Here is a 19,620-nt window from a genome sequence, read left to right on the forward strand (position 1 = left end):
CCCGCGCGGTGGGGGAGGGGCGCCGTACGCCTGAGAAGGGGAGTTGCGCGCCGGGGAGGGGCGCCGCGCCCGCGCGGGCGTCCGCTCTTGCTCTTGTTTCCACCGAATGACACCCTGTGCCGGGGACCGGTCCGGTGGCGCGACCGGCGCGGTGGGGGTGCCATGATCCTGCGAGTTCCGGCGAACGGCATCGAGATCGCCTACGACTCCTTCGGCTCCCCGGGAGGCCGTCCGCTCCTGCTGATCATGGGGCTCGGCTCCCAGCTGATCCACTGGGACGAGGAGTTCTGCGAGCTGCTCGCCGGACACGGGCACCGCGTCGTACGGTTCGACAACCGGGACGCCGGGGAGTCCACCCACTTCCACCACGCCGAGTCACCCGTTCTCGGCAGTGACGAGGCCCCCTACCTGCTGGACGACATGGCCGACGACACCGCCGGGCTGCTCGACGCGCTCGGCTGGGAGTCGGCCCACCTGGTCGGCGTCTCGATGGGCGGCATGATCGCCCAGCTGACGGCGATCCGGCACCCGAACCGGGTGCGCAGCCTCACCTCGATCATGTCCACCCCGAGCCCGCAGGCCGCCCCGCCGACCGACGCGGCGATGGCGGCGCTCACGGCGCCGCCCGCGCCGGACCGCGAGGCCGCGATCCGGCGCGCGCTGGCGGCCTGCGACGTCCTCGGCTCGCCGGGCTACCCGCCCGACCTCGAGCGAATCGCCCGGACCACCGGGCTGGGCTACGACCGCTGCCACGACCCCGCCGGGGGAGCCCGGCAGCTCGCCGCGATCGTCGCCTCCGCCGACCGCGCCCCGCGGCTCAGGGAGCTCACCGTCCCCACCCTGGTCATGCACGGCCTGGACGACCCGCTGGTGCCGGTGGCCGGCGGGATCGCCACCGCCGAGGCGGTCCCCGGGGCCAGGCTGCTCACCTTCCCCGGCATGGGACACAACCTGCCGCGCCCGCTCTGGCCCGAGTTCGCCGCCGCGATCGGCGAGCTCACCGCCTCCGCCGAGGTCGTCGCCTCCGAGGGATGAGCCCCGGTACGGCCCGCGCCTCCCCGGGGCGTGTGCCGTACCGGAGGATCAGATTTCGAGCCGCTCCTCGATGCCGCGCAGGATGTGCCGCGCGAGCGCCAGGTTGGCCCGGCCGCGGTCGAGCGCCATGTAGAGGAAGAGCCCCTTGCCGTTGCGGCCGGTGATCGGGCGGATGATGTGGTACTGGTTGGTGAGCGTGATCAGGATGTCCTCGATGCCGTCCTTGATGCCCAGCGACTCCATGGTCCGCATCTTGGCCCTGACGACCTCGGTGTTACCGGCCGCGGCGACCTGGAGGTCGAGCTCCTTCGAGCCGCCGATGGCACCCAGGGCCATGCCGCTGTTGTAGTCCACGACCACCGCGCCGATGGCACCGTCGATCGCCATCATCTCCTTGAGGGAGATGTCCATGTTGCCCATTCATGCCTCCGGTCACTGGGTTGTCCACGTACGGGATGTGATGGCGGCCACGTTCGCCGCCGTCTTGCGCCCCTCCAGTCGCAGCAGCCCGAGGTTTGTCCCGGGACGGGCGAGAACTGTGAGGACGATCTTGGGTCCGGCCGCGTAGAAGGCCGCGTAGCCGTTGGTGCCGGAGATCAGCGTCTCCTCGAAGGTGCCCTTGCCCACCATGTCCGTCATCTGGCGGCTGAGGGCCAGCAGCGCGGAGGACAGGGCGCCGGTCTGTTCGACGGCGCCGTTCAGGTCACTGGCTATCGTCAGGCCGTCCACGCTGCAGGCGACGCTTCCGTCGACGTCGGGTATCCGCTCGCGCAGCAGCGTCATCTCCCGGCGCACCTCGTCGCACAGCTCCACTGGCATCCTCCTTCCGGTCCGCTTCAGCGTCCGTAGCCTTATCGGCATCGGTCCGGGCTCATGTGAGTGCCTCCAATGCGTTTCTCAGGCGGATGAGCAGGTTCACGTCGCCGGGGTTCCCCGTCGTCGCCGGGAGCCACTGCGCCGCCCCGGACGGGCGGGGCGTGTCCGCCACCGCCCCTCTGATCTCCCCGGCGCCCGCCACGCGCCGGGGCAGCGCGTCACCGGACGCTCCCGGGCCCCCGGGCGTTGCGGGCCCCCCGGACGCTCCGGGTCCGGCGGGCGTGCCGGCGCCGGGAGAAGGACCGGGCAGGCCGGGAGGGACGGGCTCGGCGGGGGGCGTGGGGGCGGTGGGGGAGGTGGGCGCGGTGGTGAGCTCGCCCCGGGGGACGCGGAGCAGCCCGGCCGCGGCGAGCTGCCGTACGGCCAGCAGCACCGAGTAGGCCGGGCGTCCGAGCCGGTGGGCCAGGTCGGCGGGGGTGGCCGTCGAGTCGGCACCCGTCACGACCTCCCACTGCAGAGCGGTCAGCACCACCCGCTGCGCGGGCACGCGGCCGACGGGGACGACCGGAAGCGAGTCCAACTCGGCGGACGGCCAGGTCCGGTCCAACTGTGTCCTCCTTCGCTTGCACTCCCGGAGCAGTCCGGCCACGTCGAAGTAGCAATGGGGGCCGAGCCAGTGCCGCTCTCCGGGCCGGAACTTCGGCCGCCGTCCCGGGGGATCCGGCGGGTGGGGCGGTTCGAGCAGGAAGTACACGGCGTCGAGCACCGCGCAGAGCACGCACAGCTCCAGCTCGCCCCTGGTGAGCACGCCCTGGGAGATCAGCAGCTCGCCGCCCTGCCTGCCCTCCTCGGTGGCGTGCATGGCCTGCCGTACGGCGTGGCCGGAGACCCTGCCGCAGGCGGCCAGCAGGTCCTCCACCCGCGGGGCGGCCGGACTCTCGGCGTAGGTCACGCGTCCGCCCGTGAGGTAGAACGTCCCGGCCCCTCCCAGATGGAGGGCGCCGGTGGCGCGGTGGGCCGCGAGCCCGCTGAGTACGTCCTGCACCGTGGGCATCGCTTCACATCGTTACGAGGCGGCCGGACAGTGCCTGAAGCCGGTGGCGTGCCAGGGCGAGGTTGGAACGCTGTGAATCGAGGCGAAGATAAATCACCAACGGGCCGTCGAACACGGTTTCAATGGGTTTTAGTAAATGGTGTCCGTCATCGGTGGTTATCATCACATCGCAGATCCGGACGGTCGCCCCGGCGGAGGACGCGGCGAGCCCGTCGAGTATGGCCCGGAGCGTTTCCCCCAGTCCCGCGGCCGCTCTTTCCGTGTCGGCGTCACTGGTTCCGCCGCCGGTCGCCAGGGCCGTCCCGCTGGTCTGATCGATCAGGATCGCGTCCAGCGCGCCGGGGATGGCCATGATCTCAGTCAGGCAGTCTTCGATTCCGAGCACGGGATCTCCCTCGCCAACGACTTCACAACGTCGCCCGGTCAGCGTAGGGACATCCCTTGCGACCTGAGGGTCTTAATGAAAAGTCGGATATGGCGAGGGAGGTGATTGTCTGTCGTGGTAGAAGATTGTTCATTCAGAGTGGAAGATATTTCCCTACTCTTCGGGAAGAAGTGCCTTTTCGTCCCGTTTGTAAACAAGAACATTCTTCACGTATGACTCCACCGCGGCGGGCAGCCCGACGTCCTGTCCGGCCGCCTCCGACATGAACCAGCGGTGGTCGAGCACCTCGTGGAAGACCTGGGCGGGCTCCAGCTTGCGCCGCATCTCCACCGGGACGGCCTCGACCGTCGGCTGGAAGACCTCCGCCAGCCACCGGTGGGCCACGATCGCCTCGTCCTCGTGGCGCAGCCCCCGCGCGACCCGGAAGGAGTCGAGGTCGTTGAGCAGCCGCCTGGCCTGGTTCTCCTCCACGTCCAGGCCGGTGAGCCTGAGCAGCCTGCGCTGGTGGTGACCGGCGTCGACGACCTTGGGGCGGACGATCAGACGCCCGGTGCCCGCCTTGCGGCGGACCATCATCTCGGCGACGTCGAAACCGAGGTCGTTCAGCCTGCGGATCCGCTGGTCGATCATGTGCCAGTCCACCTCCTCGATGATCTCGTCGGAGGTGAGCTCGCCCCAGAGCCCGTGATAGCGCGCGCAGACCGAGTCGGCGACCTCCTCCGGGTCGATCGAGGAGTGCAGCAGGCCGCCCGCCTGGAGGTCCAGCATCTCGCCGAAGAGGTTGGTGTGCGCGAGGTCGATGTCGTACAGCCGCTGGCCCTCGCTGATCATGGGGTGCAGCTCGCCCGTCTCGGCGTCGACCAGGTAGGCGGCGAAGGATCCCGCGTCCCTGCGGAACAGCACGTTCGACAGCGAGCAGTCACCCCAGTAGAACCCGTTCAGATGCAGCCTGACCAGCAGTACGGCCAGCGCGTCGAGCAGCCGGTTGAGCGTCTCGGGGCGGACCGTCCCCGACATGACCGCCCGGTAGGGCAGGGAGAACTGCAGGTGCTGGGTGATCAGCGCGGAGTCGAGCGGTTCCCCGCCGGGGGTGGTCCGGCCCGTGACCACGGCGACCGGCTCGACCGAGGGGGTGTCCAGCCGGTTCAGGTCCCACAGCAGGCGGTACTCGCGCTTGGCGTAGTACTCGCTGATCTCCTTGATCGCGTAGACCTTGCCGGAGATCCGGGCGAAGCGGACCACATGCCGGGAGATGCCCCGGGGCAGGGACACCAGATGGTGGGACGGCCACTCCTCCAGGGGGACGTCCCAGGGCAGCCGGATCAGGTCCGGATCGTTCGGTGTGCCGGTGAGCTGGAGGGGCATCGTGTCAGTCCTCGTGTCGGAGGGCCCGGGATCGGGGCCCCGGAGGGGAGTGCGGCAGGCGCCGGGAAACCCGGGGGAGGGCGGACTCGGGGGAGGCTCGGGGGAGGGGGACTCGGGGGAAGGTGGAGCCGGGGAGGGCGGGACGGGTCTCCGGGCGGGTCTCAGCTCTCCCGGCGGGAGAACGGGGCGGGGGTCATGCCCCGCCGCGCGACCGCGGCCAGCTCTTCCTCGGTGAGCACGCGAGGTTCCCCGACGGCCCTGGCGCGCACGTAGACCTCGCACAGCCATTCGAGCAGCCGGGTGGCCTCGAAGGCCTGGGCCAGGTCGTCGCCGACGGTCACCCCGCCGTGGTTGGCGAGCAGTACGGCCCGCCTGTCCCCGAGGGCGGCCCTGACGTTGGCGGCCAGTTCCGGGGTGCCGTAGGTGGCGTAGTCGGCCACCCTGACCGTACCGCCCAGCAACATCGTGTTGTAGTGGACGGGCGGAAGCTCGGCCATGGTGGCGGAGACGACGGTGGCGAAGGTGGAGTGGGTGTGCACCACGGCGCCGGCGTCGGTCGCCGTGTAGATCGCCAGGTGCAGGGGGGTCTCGGAGGACGGCTGCGCCTCCCCCTCGACCGGGTGTCCCTCGATGTCGATCACCGGGCAGATCCCGGGCTCCAGGCGGTCGAGGGCGACCCCGCCCGGGGTCACCGCGACCAGGTCGCCGAGGCGGACGCTCAGGTTTCCCGAGGTTCCGATGACGAGCCCGGTCTGGACGGCCCCGCGGCCGTACTCACACAGCAGCCGACGCTGCTCCGCCAGCAACATGTCCTAAAAGTAGGGTCTTGCGGTACTACGCGGCAAACCACCATTATCTGGTCTAGACCGGCCGTCCCCGGTAGATTGCCGGAGCACCACGGTCCTTTACTCACGTGCAGGTCACGAGTCAATGGTCATGTGCGAAGTATCGGATATTGTGTGGAAATCTGTCAGGGCTCGGATGGGTTTGGTGCCTGGTTGCTACCGGATTTGTCGCGAGGACATCACGGCTCGGTCTAGACCGGCTGCGAACTCTTGACGGTGGACTCCGGGGCTACGTACCTTCAGGCAAACGTTTAGGAAACTTTCCTAATTGATCCCCCGCCCAGGAGGGTTACAATGTCCTACTCGGCCGGTACGCCCGGAGATATCACCCGGCGGCAGATGCTCCGCCGGATCGGCCTGACCGCCCTGGTGGCAGGTCCCGCAGCCGGGCTGCTCAGCGCGTGCGCCACGGGCGGCAGCTCCGCCCCCGCCGCCACCACCTCGGCCGCTCCCTCCTCGGGTGGGGCGGTCTCGGCCGCCAACCCGTTCGGTGTCGCCGCCGACGCCCCGCTCGAAGTGGTCATCTTCAAGGGCGGCCTCGGCGACAGCTACGCCACCGAGATCCACGAGCCGCTGTACAAGAAGGCCTTCCCCCAGGCCACCGTCAAGCACGTCGCGACCCAGCAGATCGCGCAGACCCTGCAGCCCCGCTTCGCCGGCGGCGACGTGCCGGACATCATCGCCAACTCCGGCACCGACCTCATGGACAACGGAGCCCTGCAGCAGGAGGGCCAGCTGCTGGACCTCACCGAGCTGTGGGACGCCCCCTCGATCGACGACCCCAACAAGAAGGTGCGCGACACGGTCGCCCCGGGCACCGTCGAGTCGGGCCTCATCGACAAGAAGCCGTACCTGATGAACTACGTCTTCTCGGCGTACGGCCTGTGGTACGACTCGGCCCTGTTCGAGAAGAACAGCTGGACCCCGCCGAAGACCTTCGAGGAGTTCAAGGCCTTCTGTGAGAAGGCCAAGGCCGCCGGCATCACCCCCTTCGCCTACGCGGGCAAGAACGCCTCCTACTACGCGTACTGGATGATCCTCATCTCCGCCGCGAAGATCGAGGGCAACCAGTTCCTGATCGACATCGACAACCTCGTCGACGGTGTCTGGAAGCGTGACTCGCTCAAGCAGTCCGCCGCCGCCTGGGCCGAGATCGGCAAGTACATGGACAAGTCCTTCGAGGGCCTGATCCACACCGAGGTGCAGACCCGGCAGAACCAGGGCAAGGTCGCCCTCTACCCGTCGGGTTCCTGGCTGGAGAACGAGCAGAAGAGCCAGACCCCCAAGGAGTTCAAGTACGCCCTGACGCCCACCCCGAGCGTCACCGCCGCGGACAAGCTGCCCTTCGAGGCGATCCGCGCCGCCGCCGGCGAGGCCTACATCGTCCCCGCCAAGGCCAAGAACCCCAAGGGCGGCCTGGAGTACCTGCGCATCATGCTCTCCAAGGAGGGTGCGCGCGGCTTCACCGAGAAGTCCGGCAACATCACCGTCGTGACCGGTGCCGCCGACGGCCTGGACCTGTCGCCGGGCAACGCGAGCCTCAGCGCCGCGCAGACCGCCGCGGGCCAGAACATCGTCACCCGCAGCGACTTCGAGAACTGGTACAAGGAGCTGGAGACCGAGCTGCGTAAGCAGACCAACGCGCTCATGTTCGGCCGCATCTCCGCCGACGAGTTCTGCGACAACATGCAGAAGGCCGCGGACAAGACCAAGGCCGACTCGTCCATCACCAAGCAGAACCGGACGGTGTAGGTCGCCATGCGGCACGGCAGGTATCGGTTCATCGTCGGCTTTCTCGCCGCGCCGGTGATCCTCTACGTGGTCTTCGTGATCAGCCCGTACATACAGGCTTTCTACATCTCGTTGACCAACTGGAAGGGCATCTCGGCAAACCCTCAGTTCATCGGCCTGGAGAACTACACCCGGCTGCTGGACGACGAGGTCTTCTGGGCCGCGGTGCGTCACCACGGTGTTCTGCTGCTTGTCATGCCGCTGGTCACCATTGTGATCGCCCTGTTCTTCTCCTTCCTGCTCAACCTGAGCGGAGGGCAGCGGGGCGGTCAGATGACCGGGATCTGGGGCTCGAAGGTCTATCGTGTGATCTTCTTCCTGCCCCAGGTCCTGGCGGTGGCAATCGTCGGTGTGCTCTTCCAGGCGATCTACCGGCCTGACGAGAGCGGTGTGATCAACGGCCTCCTCGGCCTGGTCGGCATCAAGCCCGTCGGCTGGCTCATCGACCCCAACCTCGCGCTGTGGTCGATCATCGGGGTGATGGTCTGGCAGGCGGTCGGCTTCTACGTCGTACTGTTCTCCGCGGGCATGTCCTCTATCCCCAAGGACGTGTTCGAGGCGGCCGCGCTGGACGGCGCGGGCCGGTACACCCTCTTCTTCAAGATCACGCTCCCGCTGCTGTGGGACACCATGCAGGTCGCCTGGGTCTACCTGGGCATCGCCGCCTTCGACGCCTTCGCCCTGGTGCAGGTTCTCTCGGTCGACCGGGGCGGTCCCGACAACTCCACCACGGTGCTCCCGCTGGAGATCTGGCGGACCGCGTTCAACTTCTCCAAGTTCGGCTACGCGTCGGCGATGGGTGTGGTGCTGTTCTTCTTGACCATCACTTTCGCGGCGCTCACTCTGCGCGTGACCCGGCGCGAGAGGATCGAGTTCTGATGGCTATGGAAACGGCGTACAAGCAGGCCTCGCGCTCCGGGGCCTCCCATGGCCGGCCGAGGCGCAAGCGCGGGAACCAGATGGGCGCCTTCGGCGCCCTGTCCCACCTGGCGCTGCTGGTCTGGGCGATCCTGATCATCGGCCCGATCCTGTGGACCTTCCTGGGCTCCTTCAAGACCAACACCGAGATCTTCGGCGACCCCATCACGCTCCCGGCGACCTACCACTGGGACGCCTGGGGCCGGGCCTTCCAGAAGGCCCACATCGGCCAGTACATGCTCAACACCATCTTCGTGGTGGCGTGCAGTACGGCCCTGACCATGCTGCTGGGCTCGATGGCGGCCTACGTGCTGTCGCGCTACACCTTCTTCGGCAACCGGGCGATCTACTTCCTGTTCGTCTCCGGCATGACCTTCCCGGTCTTCCTGGCGCTGGTCCCGCTGTTCTTCGTGGTGCGCAACCTCGGCCTGATCGACACCCACCTCGGGGTGATCCTGGTCTACGTCGCCTACTCGCTGCCCTTCACCGTCTTCTTCCTGTCGGCGTTCTTCAAGACGCTGCCGACCTCGGTGGCGGAGGCGGCGATGATGGACGGCTGCTCGCACACCAGGACGTTCTTCCAGATCATGGTGCCGATGGCCAAGCCCGGCCTGATCAGCATCACGATCTTCAACATCCTGGGCCAGTGGAACCAGTACCTCCTGCCGATCGTGCTGCTGTCCGGCAACGTCGAGGACAAGTGGCTGATCACCCAGGGCGTGGCGAACATCTCGACCAACGCGGGCTACGAGGCCGACTGGCCGGGCCTGTTCGCCGCGCTGAGCATGGCGATCATCCCGGTCATGATCATCTACATCATCTTCCAGCGTCAGATCCAGTCGGGCCTGACCTCCGGCGCCGTCAAATAATGTCACTTCGACGGTAATCCGGACGGGGCACGAGGGAGTCGTTCTTAATCGTGACGAACCCCGAGTACTCCGGAGATCCGTACATGCCAGATCTGGAACCCCAGGCCTTCCCCTTCCCGTTCTTCGGGGCGGGGGAGGCCGGTTACTACATGTGGGCCGAGGTCCACGTGCGCTTCGGCCGTGAGCCGTCGTGCACCCAGCGCGAGACCATCGTCGGCACCGTTCCGGTCCCGCTGCGCGGCACGGTCGACTGGTGCGAGGGCCGCCAGCTCATGGTGGCCAGCGACCTGTTCCTGCACGGCGCGGTCGCCCGCGCCTACCCCGCGGCCGGGGACGAGACGGACCGGATCGGCGACGACGGCTGGCTGTACGCGGCGCCCTCCCGGATCGCGGCGCTCAACGCCGACATCGAGGCCTGGCTCGGCCTGATCCACGCGCAGTGCCCCGTCCTGCTGGCCTACCGCGCCGAGGACCCCGACGGGGGCGGTACCCGCCTGTCGCCCTGGCACGACTGGAGCCTCACCCGGGTGCCGGTCCTCATGCCGGAGCTGGAGCGGCTCCTCGACCAGACCCGCCACGCCGCGACCATGGCCAGAGGGGTCATGGCGATGGCGCGGCGCGCCGGAATCCTGCCCCGGCTTGGCGTCACGTCCGCGGACGTGATCTCCTGGAGCCATGGACCTGCTTGACGACCCGGCGATCGAACGGAAACTGGCCGGGGTGCCCGACTGGAGCCGTGAAGGCGACGAGATCCGCCGGACGATCACCGCTCCGGACTTCCCCACCGCCATCCGCATCGTCGACGAGATCGCGGTGGAGGCCGAGCGGCTCAACCATCACCCGGACATCGACATTCGCTGGCGCCGTCTCCACCTGGTTCTTTCCACGCACGACGCGGGTGGTCTGACCGAGCTGGACTTCAGCCTCGCCGCGCGCATCGACGAGATCGCCGCCTCGCACACCTGAGGCACGCCCGCGCCTCCGAGTCGTTCCCGCGCGGTGGAGCCCTCCCGGCGCGGCCGGGAGGCTCTCGCGCTGCCGGGGCGCCCGTGCGCTCCCGGGACGCGGGGGCCGCGGGCGTGTCCGAGGCGCGGGACCCGGTGCCGCGCGCCTCGGACGCGGGGATGCCCGTGCGGCCCCCGCGAGATCATGAGGGCACGCCGCTCGCGAGCCGTTCCTGCTCGGCCAGCAGTTCGCGCAGTTGCTCCGCGCCGTCGGCGTAGAGGGTCATGGCCAGGTCGGCGTCCAGCTGGGCCCGTGACAGGGCTCTTGTCAGCCGGGTCGCGTACCAGCGGCCCGCGTCGCTCCGCCAGATGGACCACGCGTCGGCGTACTGCCCGCGCATCCGCTCCCAGTCAGCTTCTTCCACAGAGAACCGCACTGTGTCACCACCTTCGTGCTCGGTGTCGCACGGCCCATGATGAGTTCGCCGGAAGCGGGCCGGTAGTGAGAGATGCTCTCCGTGAGTCCTGGAGAAGCGCTCTCCGAAGGCGGAGAGGGGTCTTCCTGAGATGCTCCCGCACCTGCGGGTTCGGTGGCCCGCCGCACCGGAGGCACGCTCTCAGGGCACGTGCGCGGCGTCCGGTCCCGCGCCGCCGGCGTCAAGATGCGGTCGCGGGCCCCCGAGTCCGCGGCCGCACCGTGATCAGCCGGTGTAGGACGGCCTGACGACGGCGGGCTCCTTCGGGCCCGCCGTCTCCGTGAGCGTGGGCCGCTGGTCGGCCGGCACCGGGCTGGGCACGAGGGACGGCTCCTTGGGATCGGCCGCGGCCGTGCCCGAGAGGCTCGCGAGGCCCGCGGTCAGGGCCAGCACGGCGCCGATGCCGATGAGCGTGGCTTTGATCTTCATGGGGTTCTCCTGTTCACTCAAGTCGGGCCTCAGCCCTGTACGACGACCGGAGTACCGATCGCCAGGTTCTTCGCCATCCAGGTGATGTCGTCGTTGCTGACCCGGACGCAGCCGTGACTGGCCCGCGTGCCGATGGCGGAAGGCTTGTTCGTCCCGTGGATCGCCAGCTGGCCCGGGCCGCCGGCGAAGCTCTTCAGCACCGGCGAGAAGCCGCTCAGCCCGAATGCGTAGGCGCCGTAGGCCCCGTTCCGGTCGGCGGGCCTCACCAGCTCGGTGAAGAAGTAACGACCCGGGGGCGTCGGCGTGCCCGCTTCGCCCGTCGCGACCTTGCCCGTCCTGACGACCCTGTCGCCGTCGTAGACCGTGAACCTGAACGCCCCGCGGTCGATCTCCACCCGGTGGGCGGTCTTCGCGAGCGTCACGTCGGCGGCCCTGATCCAGCCCTTGCTGCCGTTCGGCCGGATCGGCAGCAGCACCCGGAGCCACTCGCCCTCGTCACGTTCCACCAGGAAGACGCGCGCCGCGCCGTAGTCGTTGGGGCTCGTGATCGTCCTCCGCGCCGCCCCTCCCTTGGTTCCGTAGACCGTGATCCGAGATCCCCTGACGGTGGCGATCTTCGAACCGGCGACAGGGGTGATCTTCGAACCGGCGCCGGTCACCGGCTCGGGCCGTACGGCGCCGCCCGCGCCGCCCGTGCTGCCCGTGCTGCCCGTGCTGCCCGTACTGCCCGTACTGCTCGCGCCGCCCGCGCAGCCGGTCAGCAGGAAGGCGAGTGTCGTCGCGGCGGCCGTACGAAGCAGGTTGGTTCTCACCCGCCGCAGCATGGCGGCAGAATGTGTGAAACCTGTTTGGTTGTCATGTTGATCTCATTTGCACCCCTGATATGGGCATAGCCTCAGCCCATGTGCGCGCACGTGCTGGTCGCCGAGGACGATCCCAAGCAGGCCGAACTGCTCAGGCGGTACCTGGAGCGGGAGGGCCACGAGGTCCTCGTCGTGCACGATGGGCGTTCCGCGATCGACGAGGCGCGGCGGGTGGATCCCGACCTCGTGGTGCTCGACGTGATGATGCCGGGGGCCGACGGGCTGGACGTCTGCCGGGTGCTGCGCGCCGAGTCCGATCTGCCGATCCTGATGCTGACCGCCAGGTCCACCGAGGACGACCTGTTGCTGGGGCTCGACCTCGGTGCCGACGACTATGTCGCCAAGCCGTACAGCCCGCGTGAGCTAATGGCCCGCGTGCGGACCCTGCTGCGCCGCACCCGGAGGTCTCCGGAGGCGGATCGGCAGGTGTTCCAGGTGGGCGATCTCCTCGTGGACCCGGTCAGGCACACCGTCACCGCGGCGAACACGCCGGTGGACTGCACGCTCGCGGAGTTCCGGATCATCGAGACGATGGCCGCCGAGCCGGAGCGGGTGTTCACCAGGCGGCAGTTGCTGGAGCGCATCCACGGCTTCGACAGGTTCATCACCGCACGCACGGTCGACGTGCACGTGATGAACCTGCGCAAGAAGATCGAGCCTGATCCGCGCCGCCCGGTCCGGCTGCTGACCGTGTACGGAGTCGGCTACAAACTGACCTGCGCATGAGGTCGTTGTTCGTCAGGTTGCTCACGAGTTCGGCCGTCGTGGCGGTCTGCTCGATCACGGCGACCGCGTGGCTGGCCGCCAGCAGTACCTCCGGCGCCATCCAGCGTGAGCAGGGCCAGACGCTGGCCAGCGACGCCCGGATCAACAACAGCCTGCTCGGCTACGCCTCCCGCCACCCGGACTGGTCGGGGGTCGCCGCCACCCTGCGCGACCTCGCCGCCCGGAACGGCCGGCGCATCGCGCTGGCCACCGAGAACGGCACCCTCATCGCGGACTCGGCGACCGCGGGGACCCCGCTGCCCGCCAAGGTGACGGCGGTCGTCGACCCGCTGGCGGTGGACGTGACCCTGGTGCCAGGGGCGGCCAAGGACCGTATCGATCCGCGCGCGACGGGTCCCTACCTGCTGTCCGCCCGTGATCGCGACCGGCTGAGGAAGGCCGCCGACACCTATGCCGTCTGCATGGGCCGCACCGGGCAGGCCGTACGGGTGACCGTCTCGAACACCGGCAGGCCCCTCGTCACGACGCTCAGCCAGGGGGTCGGTCAGAGGCCGAGCCCGATGCCGGTCGAGGTGCCCACCATGCTGGAGGTCTGCGACGCCATCCCTTTCAACACGCCGACACGCACCGAGAAAGCCGCGTTGAGACAGCTCAACCTCCTGGTCGGCAGATGTCTCAAGGGCAAGGGCAAGGGCGTGGGGAGGGGCTCGGTCGGCCTCGACTTCACCTGGGTCTCCAGGGAGAAACAGCCGGCGCCGCCGGTCGGCGAACCAGACCAGGCGATCTCCTCCTGCGTCGCCACCGCCCGCAGAGAACAACTCGACCCCTACGTCGCCCCCGCGGCGTACCTCTACATCGGCTTCCCCGCCGAGGCCACCGGCCAGCGCATCCCGCTGTCCTCGATCGCCGGTGTCGCCCTCCTCGTGCTCGTACTGACCGTGAGCGTGAGCGTCATGGCGGCCAGACGCCTGGTCAGGCCCGTCAACGCGCTCACCCACGCCGCGCGGCGGATGCGCGACGGGGACGGCTCCGCCCGCGTCACGGTCAGGACGACCGGCGAGATCAGCGAGCTCGCCACGGCGTTCAACGAGATGTCGGAACACCTCCAGCGCATGGAGGAGCAGCGCAAGGCCATGGTCAGCGACGTCTCCCACGAGTTGCGCACACCGCTGAGCAATCTCAGGGGCTGGCTGGAGGCCGCCCAGGACGGCGTCGCCGACCTGGATCCCGCGCTGATCGCTTCGCTGGTCGAGGAGATCCTGCTGCTGCAGCACATCGTCGACGACCTTCAGCAGCTCGCCCTCGCCGACGCGGGCAAGCTCCGCCTGCATGTCGAAACCGTCCACCTCGGCGACCTTCTCGACCAGGTGACGACCGCCCACCGTGGCCGGGCCGAGGCCGCGGGGCTCACGCTGACCACCGCGGTCACCGGTGACCCTCCGCTGACCGCTGATCCGGTACGGCTCCGCCAGGCCGTCGGCAACCTGGTGACCAACTCCCTGCGCTACACGCCACGCGGCGGGCACATCACGCTGGGCGCCCGCCAGGACGGCGACCAGGTCGTCGTCGAGGTGACCGACACGGGGATCGGGATTCCCGCCGAGCACCTCCCGCACGTCTTCGACCGCTTCTGGCGGGCGGAGAAGTCCCGCAACCGCCAGACCGGCGGCAGCGGGCTCGGACTCGCCATCGTGCGCAACCTGGCCGAGGCGCACGGTGGCACGGTCACGGTCGCCAGCGTGCCGGGTGTCCGTACGACGTTCACCCTGCGCCTTCCGGCGTAGCGGACCGTGGCGGGCCCGCGAGTTCCGTCCGGGCGGGTTCGGCCCGCCCGGGTGGTAGAGGCCGGCGGATCAGGCGTGGCCGGCGGGGATGGTGCCGAGACGGCCGGCCTGGTAGTCCTCGAAGGCCTTGGTGAGCTCCTCGTGGGTGTTCATGACGAACGGCCCGTAGTGCGCGACCGGCTCGCCGATGGGCTCGCCGCCGAGCACGATGATCTCCAGGCCCGACTTGGGCGAGGCGGTGATCGTGATGGTCTCGGCGTCGGTGCCCAGGCCGGACCGGTTGCCGAAGCCCTCGAAGACGGCGAGCTGGCCGCTCGTGATGGGGGCCTTCTCCGCGCCGACGCCGCCCTTGCCGGACAGCGCGTACACCAGGGCGTTGAAGTCCTTGCGCCAGGGCATGGTGAGCTGAGCCCCGGGGCTGATGCTGGCGTGGAGCAGGGTGATCGGGGTGTGGGTCGCACCGGGCCCGGCGTGCCCGGCCACGTCACCGGCGATCACGCGGACCAGGGCGCCTCCGTCGTGGCTGCTGAGCAGGGCGACCTTGGCGCGTCCGATGTCCTGGTACTTCGGGGTGAGCATCTTGTCCTTGGACGGCAGGTTCACCCACAGCTGGATGCCGTGGAAGAGGCCGCCCTGCTGGACGAGCCACTCCGGCGGGGCCTCGATGTGCAGCAGGCCGGATCCGGCGGTCATCCACTGGGTGTCCCCGTCGGCGATGACACCGCCACCGCCGTGGGAGTCCTGGTGGACGAACGTTCCGTCGATGATGTAGGTGACGGTCTCGAAACCGCGGTGCGGGTGCCAGGGCGTGCCCTTGGGCTCGCCCGGCGCGTAGTCCACCTCGCCCATCTGGTCCATCATGATGAACGGGTCGAGATACTCGAGCTTGATCGCGGCCAGGGCCTTGCGGACGGGGAAGCCCTCTCCCTCGAAGCCGCTGGGCGCGGTCTCGACGGCGAGCACCTTCCGGCCGATCCCCAGGTTCTCCGGGATGCGGGGCAGGGCCAGGATGTTGTCGACGGTTACGGCGGGCATGTCAGCGCTCCCTTCAGCGTGCTTCGCCACCCACAACTAAGTTGATACTTCAACTATTCCAGGGGTGGTCCGGGACGCCGGACCAGGCGTGCCGTTGGCCGACGTGGCACCGGCCGCCGGCGGCGACCCGGCCGAAGTGAAGAAGGCGGACGGCTGAGAACAGAACAACGGCCCCCCGGATGAGGGGAGCCGTTGTGGCGGGGAATGTCTCAGTCGTCGTCCTCGGTGTCGTGGTCGCCTGAGCCGTCGCCGTGGTCGCCGCCTCCGCCGCCGGACCCGGTGGCGCTGTCACCGTCGTCGTCCTTGTCGGCCTTGCCGGTGATCAGGGAACCGGTTTCGGCGTCGACGGTGAATTCGTGCTCGCCGCCGTTGTCGCTCCTCACCTCGATCTCCCAGGTCTGGCGGCCGTGTTCGGTCTCGAGCTCGGCGGAGGTCACCCAGCCCGCGGGGACCTGGTCCAGGGCCGTCTTCTCCGCCTGCGAGCTGGAGATCTTGGGGGCCGTGGCGGTGCCGTGATCATCGGAGGGGCTCGATGTCGTGGCGGCGGGAGTGGGCTCGGCGTCGGCGGCCGCCATGGCGGCTCCGCCACCTGCCACGAGTACGGCCGCCGTGGCGATACCAGCGATGATCATGGGCTTGCGCATATCCGAACCTCCGGTGCGGTCGACGTCCTTGCTGACGTCTCCAAGCCTGCTGTGACGGGTGATAGCGCGGGCCTGTGGCAGTCCTAAAGGCGGGTTAACGTGGGCCGGGCCCGAACTCCACGGTGATGTGGGCGCCGCCGGCGGGGCCGTTGGCCGGTGTCATGGAACCGCCGGATCGTTCGGCGGTACGGCGGACGATGTCGAGACCGAGACCGGTGGAGGACGCGCCGCTGACTCCGCGCACCGCGACGCCGGGGTGCTGAAATCCTGGCCCCTGGTCGGTGACGACGAGTACGGCTCCGCCGCCCGGACGAGCCGACAGCCGTACCCCGAAGCCCGTGCCCTCCGGGGTGTGGGCGAAGACGTTCTCCAGCAGGGCGTCGACGCAGGTGGTCAGGGCCTCCTCGCCGATGCCCACCGGCAGAGGCGGATCGGTCAGCTCACGGCTGACCAGGCGGTCCTGGTCACGGGCGAGCATCGACCAGTGCTCCAGGCGTTCGGCCACGACCCGGGCGGCGTCGCATTCCCCCGGCGCGTCGTGGCGGGCGCGCCGTGCCTCTTTGATCACCCGCGTGACCATGCGTTCCATCGACTCCACGGCGGCGCCCACGCGGGCGGCCTGCTCGCTTTCGGGGAGCCCGTCGGCTTCCAGCCGCAGCACGGTGAGCGGGGTGCGCAGCTGGTGGGACAGGTCGGCCACCGTCTCCCGTTCCTGCGCCAGCAGGACGCGGATGCGCTCGGCGAGATGGTTGAGCGCTCCGGCCACCTGCCGAAGTTCCTCGGGGCCCTCGCCCGGTGCTCTGGCGGTGAGGTCTCCGGCCGCGAGCCGGTGGGAGACCTGTGCGATGCCGGTGATGAGGCGTATCTGCGAGCGGGCGAGCCGGTCGGCGACGACCAGGCTGACGGCCAGCACGCCGGCTCCGACCAGCGCGAGGATCAGCCAGGCACGCCTGACTCCCCTGGTGAGGTCGGCGTCGGAGACGAAGGCGCGGATGACCGTGGTGCCCGCCGAACGGCCTGCGACGGCGACGAGGATCTCCCGGCCGCCCTGTGCCTGGGCGGTCAGGCTGCGTCCGGTGAAGGCGAGTCGCACGGCCTCGGAGCGGGGGGCGGGCTCGCCCAGGACCACGCCGCTGGGCAGGAAGACCGTCAGGGGGTGGCCGCGGGTGCTGTTGGCCTGTTGCACGGCCACTTCCAGGGCGGGGCCTGTGCCGGCCGAGGCCACGGGGACCAGCGACTGTGCGCGCACGAGCGCGTCGGCGGTGGCGCGGTCCGCGGCCAGCGTGAGCGCCAGCAGCGCCAGCGGCACCAGGAAGGCCACCAGTGCCAGGGACACCATGGAGGCGACCAGGATGAGCAGGCGGCGTCTCATGTCGCCGGATCCACCAGTTTCACACCCACCCCGCGGACGGCGCGGATGTAGCGCGGCCGCTGCGCGGACTCGCCCAGCTTGTTACGCAGCCAGGACAGGTGGACGTCGACGGTCTTGTCGGCGCCGCCGTAGGGCAGTTGCCATACCTGCGTCATCAGTTCGCGTTTGCTGACCACCTGGCCGGGCCGGGCCGCCAGGTAGCACAACAGATCGAACTCCTTCGGCCGCAGGTCCAAGGCGCGGCCCGCCAGCGTGACGTGGCGGCTGCGTGGGTCGACGCGCAGCTCGCCCACCACCAGGGGCTGGGAGGCGTCGTCCTCTCCCTGGAGGCGGCGAAGCACGGCGCGGATGCGGGCGTCGAGCTGGACCGCGCCGAACGGTTTGACCAGGTAGTCGTCGGCGCCGGCGTCCAGGACGCGGGCGATCTCCCGCTCGTCGTCGCGGGCGGTGGCGACGATGAGCGGCACCGGGCTGACCGCCCGCAGCATGCGAATGACCTCGTACCCGTCGATGTCGGGAAGGCCGAGGTCAAGGATGATCAGATCCGGGCGGTCGTCGACGGCCATGCGCAATCCCGACATGCCGGTGACGGCCGAGGTGACCGCGTGGCCGCGCTCGGTCAGGGCCCGCATCAGCGCGGAGCGTACGGCGGCGTCGTCTTCGACGAGGAGTAGCTGTGCCATCGCCTCCACCGTACGAGCATCGGGGAGCGTCCCGAACGGTTCCCCCGTGGCGTTGAGGTGGCGTTAGGCGGGCGTTAGGAGTGGGCATGGCAGGCTGGCACGGTGAAACGTCGCTCTCTTCTCGGGGTGCTCGGCTGGGTGGCGGTCGCCTCCGCCACGACGGTGACCACCACCTGGGCGATCACGCTGTTGGGGCAGGGGCTGAGTCAGCAGGTCGTCTCCCCGATGAGCCATGCCCAGATCACCCAGGCGCTCGCCCGGGCCACGACGGCCGGTGAACCGGGTGGCCCGGTCTCCCCCACGGAGGGGGCCGGGGGGGTCAGCAGGGCCTTCACCACCCCCGGGGGGTCCGTCGTCGGCAACTGCGCGGCCGGCCAGGCGTCTCTGCTCGCGTGGAGTCCGGAGCAGGGGTACGCCACCGACGATGTGAGCGAGGGGCCGGGTCCTTACGCCTCGCTGGAGTTCGAATCCGAGAGCGACAAGATCACCGTCAGGATCACCTGCGTTCGAGGTGCTCCCTCGATGACCTTCAAGGGCGACGGCGACAGGCACGGCGACTAGGCGCCCCCTGCCGCCTCACCGGCCTGAACCGGTCAGGCCCGCTCCCCGGCCGGCCTCGGTGAGGGACCCCGTCGACCACCGGATGACCCCCCGTCCTCGGCCGCTCCCGGCCACCGCCCTCGCCTCAGAGCACCGTTGACATCTCCCGGAGCAGGAAGGCCCCGAGGTCGACGAGGCGGGTCGGTGGCATGCGGGAGGTCGGCCCGGACAGGGCGATCGAGCCGATGCACCTGCCGCCGTGGTTCAGGGGTGCCGCGACGCAGGACGCGCCGACGAGGGTCTCGTCGAGATCGAGGGCGAAGCCGACGCCGCGGGTCTCCTCGACCCGTTGGCGCAGCTCCAGCGGTCCCTTGGGGGCGCGCTCGGTGCCGCCCGAGTAGTTCAGGGTGCCGAGGACCTCGTCGAGGGCGCTGTCGTCAAGTGTCGACAGGTAGGCCCTGCCCACCGCGGAGCAGTGGATGGGCCGTACGGTGCCGAGCCGTTCGCGAAGGGTGAGCACCTCCGACGAGGGCTGGTACTGGACGTAGACCATGTTGCCGCTGGCCGGGGCGGCGAAGAGCGACGCCTCGCCGGTCTCGCCGGTCAGCCGCTTGAGCAGAGGCCCGACCTTCTCTATCAGCTGCTCGTGGGCCGGGTGGTTGACGATCAGCCCGTAGAACCGCTCCGGGCGGATGGTGAACTCCTTGGTGGCGTCGTCGCGGGCGACGTAGCCGGCGTCCACGAGGTCGCCAAGGATCCGCAGCGCACTGCTGCGGTTCACATTGACCAACCGCCCTACCTCGGCCGCCGTCGCAGACTTCGTGGCCAGTTGCTCAAGAACCATGAGACCGCGCCTGATGTGCGACATGCTCCCGAGGTCGCCGTTGTCCTCTGATCGCTTGTCTGGCATAGAGAAATTCTCCCCTTACCAAGATCTGGACTGATCGTTTTCTCGGAATCTTCTCAATGCGCCGTGGGACGTGCCACGCACTGAGGTGTGTTGCGCTCGCGACAACATATCACGCTCACTGAGAGCGGGGAAGCGT

Annotated in this window: 23 protein-coding genes; 9 read left to right on the forward strand and 14 right to left on the reverse strand. The window is 69.5% G+C overall.

Features of this window, described 5'->3' with window-relative positions; translation table 11 throughout:
• Positions 1-162 precede the first annotated feature (162 nt).
• On the forward strand, positions 163-1,035 hold the full coding sequence (locus AB0N02_RS15870) for an alpha/beta hydrolase (RefSeq protein ID WP_363946389.1): 873 nt from the start codon (positions 163-165) through the stop codon (positions 1,033-1,035).
• Positions 1,036-1,083: 48 nt separating this feature from the next.
• On the opposite strand, the gene AB0N02_RS15875 is transcribed toward AB0N02_RS15870, so the two are convergent.
• The 6 genes from AB0N02_RS15875 to AB0N02_RS15900 all read right to left on the reverse strand — a co-directional run bounded on the left by AB0N02_RS15875 (position 1,084) and on the right by AB0N02_RS15900 (position 5,464).
• The gene (locus AB0N02_RS15875) at positions 1,084-1,455 is read right to left on the reverse strand and encodes a hypothetical protein (RefSeq protein WP_363946391.1); all 372 of its coding nucleotides are present in this window, start codon (positions 1,453-1,455) and stop codon (positions 1,084-1,086) included.
• A gap of 12 nt (positions 1,456-1,467) precedes the next feature.
• Complete coding sequence (locus AB0N02_RS15880; RefSeq protein ID WP_363946393.1) at positions 1,468-1,854, reverse strand: roadblock/LC7 domain-containing protein; 387 nt, start codon at positions 1,852-1,854, stop codon at positions 1,468-1,470.
• Between the two features lie 52 nt (positions 1,855-1,906).
• A complete protein-coding gene (locus AB0N02_RS15885) occupies positions 1,907-2,905 on the reverse strand; it encodes a hypothetical protein (RefSeq protein WP_363946395.1) in 999 nt (332 codons plus the stop codon).
• 4 nt (positions 2,906-2,909) lie between these two features.
• Entirely contained in the window at positions 2,910-3,290 is a 381-nt protein-coding gene (locus AB0N02_RS15890) for a roadblock/LC7 domain-containing protein (protein WP_363946397.1), read from the reverse strand.
• A 153-nt stretch (positions 3,291-3,443) separates the two neighbouring features.
• Complete coding sequence (locus AB0N02_RS15895) at positions 3,444-4,655, reverse strand: DUF4032 domain-containing protein (RefSeq protein WP_363946398.1); 1,212 nt, start codon at positions 4,653-4,655, stop codon at positions 3,444-3,446.
• Between the two features lie 161 nt (positions 4,656-4,816).
• Positions 4,817-5,464 (reverse strand): class II aldolase/adducin family protein, encoded by a 648-nt coding sequence (locus AB0N02_RS15900; protein WP_363946400.1) that lies wholly within the window; start codon positions 5,462-5,464, stop codon positions 4,817-4,819.
• Positions 5,465-5,794: 330 nt separating this feature from the next.
• Between AB0N02_RS15900 and ngcE the strand changes: the two genes are divergently transcribed.
• From ngcE to AB0N02_RS15925, 5 genes are read left to right on the forward strand one after another with little or no spacing between them, the layout of a single operon-like run.
• Entirely contained in the window at positions 5,795-7,252 is a 1,458-nt protein-coding gene (gene ngcE / locus AB0N02_RS15905; RefSeq protein WP_363946402.1) for an N-acetylglucosamine/diacetylchitobiose ABC transporter substrate-binding protein, read from the forward strand.
• A 6-nt stretch (positions 7,253-7,258) separates the two neighbouring features.
• Positions 7,259-8,170 (forward strand): sugar ABC transporter permease, encoded by a 912-nt coding sequence (locus tag AB0N02_RS15910; RefSeq protein ID WP_363946404.1) that lies wholly within the window; start codon positions 7,259-7,261, stop codon positions 8,168-8,170.
• Positions 8,170-9,078 carry a carbohydrate ABC transporter permease gene (locus tag AB0N02_RS15915; RefSeq protein ID WP_363946406.1) on the forward strand — a complete coding sequence of 303 codons (909 nt, stop codon included), beginning with the start codon at positions 8,170-8,172 and terminating at the stop codon, positions 9,076-9,078. Before AB0N02_RS15910 ends, AB0N02_RS15915 begins: the two co-directional genes overlap by 1 nt.
• A gap of 50 nt (positions 9,079-9,128) precedes the next feature.
• Positions 9,129-9,767 carry a hypothetical protein gene (locus AB0N02_RS15920; RefSeq protein WP_363946408.1) on the forward strand — a complete coding sequence of 213 codons (639 nt, stop codon included), beginning with the start codon at positions 9,129-9,131 and terminating at the stop codon, positions 9,765-9,767.
• A complete protein-coding gene (locus AB0N02_RS15925; RefSeq protein ID WP_363946410.1) occupies positions 9,754-10,044 on the forward strand; it encodes a 4a-hydroxytetrahydrobiopterin dehydratase in 291 nt (96 codons plus the stop codon). Before AB0N02_RS15920 ends, AB0N02_RS15925 begins: the two co-directional genes overlap by 14 nt.
• A 181-nt stretch (positions 10,045-10,225) precedes the next feature.
• Here AB0N02_RS15925 and AB0N02_RS15930 read toward each other — a convergent pair whose 3' ends face one another.
• From AB0N02_RS15930 to AB0N02_RS15940, 3 genes are all read right to left on the reverse strand, one after another.
• On the reverse strand, positions 10,226-10,447 hold the full coding sequence (locus AB0N02_RS15930; RefSeq protein ID WP_363946412.1) for a hypothetical protein: 222 nt from the start codon (positions 10,445-10,447) through the stop codon (positions 10,226-10,228).
• Positions 10,448-10,723: 276 nt separating this feature from the next.
• On the reverse strand, positions 10,724-10,927 hold the full coding sequence (locus AB0N02_RS15935) for a hypothetical protein (RefSeq protein WP_363946414.1): 204 nt from the start codon (positions 10,925-10,927) through the stop codon (positions 10,724-10,726).
• Positions 10,928-10,956: 29 nt separating this feature from the next.
• Entirely contained in the window at positions 10,957-11,739 is a 783-nt protein-coding gene (locus AB0N02_RS15940) for a L,D-transpeptidase (RefSeq protein WP_363946416.1), read from the reverse strand.
• A 90-nt stretch (positions 11,740-11,829) separates the two neighbouring features.
• Here AB0N02_RS15940 and AB0N02_RS15945 point away from each other — a divergent pair, with 90 nt between their 5' ends.
• The gene (locus AB0N02_RS15945; protein ID WP_363946418.1) at positions 11,830-12,516 is read left to right on the forward strand and encodes a response regulator transcription factor; all 687 of its coding nucleotides are present in this window, start codon (positions 11,830-11,832) and stop codon (positions 12,514-12,516) included.
• On the forward strand, positions 12,513-14,300 hold the full coding sequence (locus AB0N02_RS15950; RefSeq protein WP_363946420.1) for an ATP-binding protein: 1,788 nt from the start codon (positions 12,513-12,515) through the stop codon (positions 14,298-14,300). The genes AB0N02_RS15945 and AB0N02_RS15950 overlap by 4 nt, the downstream gene beginning before the upstream one ends.
• 69 nt (positions 14,301-14,369) lie before the next feature.
• Here AB0N02_RS15950 and AB0N02_RS15955 read toward each other — a convergent pair whose 3' ends face one another.
• The 4 genes from AB0N02_RS15955 to AB0N02_RS15970 all read right to left on the reverse strand — a co-directional run bounded on the left by AB0N02_RS15955 (position 14,370) and on the right by AB0N02_RS15970 (position 18,034).
• The gene (locus tag AB0N02_RS15955; RefSeq protein ID WP_363946422.1) at positions 14,370-15,335 is read right to left on the reverse strand and encodes a pirin family protein; all 966 of its coding nucleotides are present in this window, start codon (positions 15,333-15,335) and stop codon (positions 14,370-14,372) included.
• Between the two features lie 209 nt (positions 15,336-15,544).
• Complete coding sequence (locus AB0N02_RS15960; RefSeq protein ID WP_363946423.1) at positions 15,545-15,979, reverse strand: PepSY domain-containing protein; 435 nt, start codon at positions 15,977-15,979, stop codon at positions 15,545-15,547.
• A gap of 94 nt (positions 15,980-16,073) precedes the next feature.
• A complete protein-coding gene (locus AB0N02_RS15965) occupies positions 16,074-17,351 on the reverse strand; it encodes a HAMP domain-containing sensor histidine kinase (protein ID WP_363946425.1) in 1,278 nt (425 codons plus the stop codon).
• Positions 17,348-18,034, reverse strand: a complete 687-nt coding sequence (locus tag AB0N02_RS15970) for a response regulator transcription factor (RefSeq protein WP_363946427.1) — start codon at positions 18,032-18,034, stop codon at positions 17,348-17,350. Before AB0N02_RS15970 ends, AB0N02_RS15965 begins: the two co-directional genes overlap by 4 nt.
• Before the next feature lie 102 nt (positions 18,035-18,136).
• On the opposite strand from AB0N02_RS15970, the gene AB0N02_RS15975 reads away from it, so the two are divergent.
• The gene (locus AB0N02_RS15975) at positions 18,137-18,595 is read left to right on the forward strand and encodes a hypothetical protein (RefSeq protein ID WP_363946429.1); all 459 of its coding nucleotides are present in this window, start codon (positions 18,137-18,139) and stop codon (positions 18,593-18,595) included.
• 124 nt (positions 18,596-18,719) lie between these two features.
• Here AB0N02_RS15975 and AB0N02_RS15980 read toward each other — a convergent pair whose 3' ends face one another.
• Positions 18,720-19,484, reverse strand: a complete 765-nt coding sequence (locus AB0N02_RS15980) for an IclR family transcriptional regulator (RefSeq protein WP_363946430.1) — start codon at positions 19,482-19,484, stop codon at positions 18,720-18,722.
• Positions 19,485-19,620 lie beyond the last annotated feature (136 nt).

Origin of the sequence: Streptosporangium sp. NPDC051022, assembly GCF_040683035.1 — a bacterium.
Taxonomy (GTDB): Bacteria; Actinomycetota; Actinomycetes; order Streptosporangiales; family Streptosporangiaceae; genus Streptosporangium.

Coding starts and splice junctions, on each gene's coding strand:
- AB0N02_RS15915 (WP_363946406.1), top strand. CDS start 8,170: ATGGCTATGGAAACGGCGTACAAGCAGGCCTCGCGCTCCGGGGCCTCC.
- AB0N02_RS15965 (WP_363946425.1), bottom strand. CDS start 17,351: ATGAGACGCCGCCTGCTCATCCTGGTCGCCTCCATGGTGTCCCTGGCA.
- AB0N02_RS15870 (WP_363946389.1), top strand. CDS start 163: ATGATCCTGCGAGTTCCGGCGAACGGCATCGAGATCGCCTACGACTCC.
- AB0N02_RS15880 (WP_363946393.1), bottom strand. CDS start 1,854: ATGCCAGTGGAGCTGTGCGACGAGGTGCGCCGGGAGATGACGCTGCTG.
- AB0N02_RS15895 (WP_363946398.1), bottom strand. CDS start 4,655: ATGCCCCTCCAGCTCACCGGCACACCGAACGATCCGGACCTGATCCGG.
- AB0N02_RS15900 (WP_363946400.1), bottom strand. CDS start 5,464: ATGTTGCTGGCGGAGCAGCGTCGGCTGCTGTGTGAGTACGGCCGCGGG.
- AB0N02_RS15935 (WP_363946414.1), bottom strand. CDS start 10,927: ATGAAGATCAAAGCCACGCTCATCGGCATCGGCGCCGTGCTGGCCCTG.
- AB0N02_RS15875 (WP_363946391.1), bottom strand. CDS start 1,455: ATGGGCAACATGGACATCTCCCTCAAGGAGATGATGGCGATCGACGGT.
- AB0N02_RS15885 (WP_363946395.1), bottom strand. CDS start 2,905: ATGCCCACGGTGCAGGACGTACTCAGCGGGCTCGCGGCCCACCGCGCC.
- AB0N02_RS15980 (WP_363946430.1), bottom strand. CDS start 19,484: ATGCCAGACAAGCGATCAGAGGACAACGGCGACCTCGGGAGCATGTCG.
- AB0N02_RS15910 (WP_363946404.1), top strand. CDS start 7,259: ATGCGGCACGGCAGGTATCGGTTCATCGTCGGCTTTCTCGCCGCGCCG.
- AB0N02_RS15970 (WP_363946427.1), bottom strand. CDS start 18,034: ATGGCACAGCTACTCCTCGTCGAAGACGACGCCGCCGTACGCTCCGCG.
- AB0N02_RS15925 (WP_363946410.1), top strand. CDS start 9,754: ATGGACCTGCTTGACGACCCGGCGATCGAACGGAAACTGGCCGGGGTG.
- AB0N02_RS15950 (WP_363946420.1), top strand. CDS start 12,513: ATGAGGTCGTTGTTCGTCAGGTTGCTCACGAGTTCGGCCGTCGTGGCG.
- AB0N02_RS15955 (WP_363946422.1), bottom strand. CDS start 15,335: ATGCCCGCCGTAACCGTCGACAACATCCTGGCCCTGCCCCGCATCCCG.
- ngcE (WP_363946402.1), top strand. CDS start 5,795: ATGTCCTACTCGGCCGGTACGCCCGGAGATATCACCCGGCGGCAGATG.
- AB0N02_RS15945 (WP_363946418.1), top strand. CDS start 11,830: ATGTGCGCGCACGTGCTGGTCGCCGAGGACGATCCCAAGCAGGCCGAA.
- AB0N02_RS15960 (WP_363946423.1), bottom strand. CDS start 15,979: ATGCGCAAGCCCATGATCATCGCTGGTATCGCCACGGCGGCCGTACTC.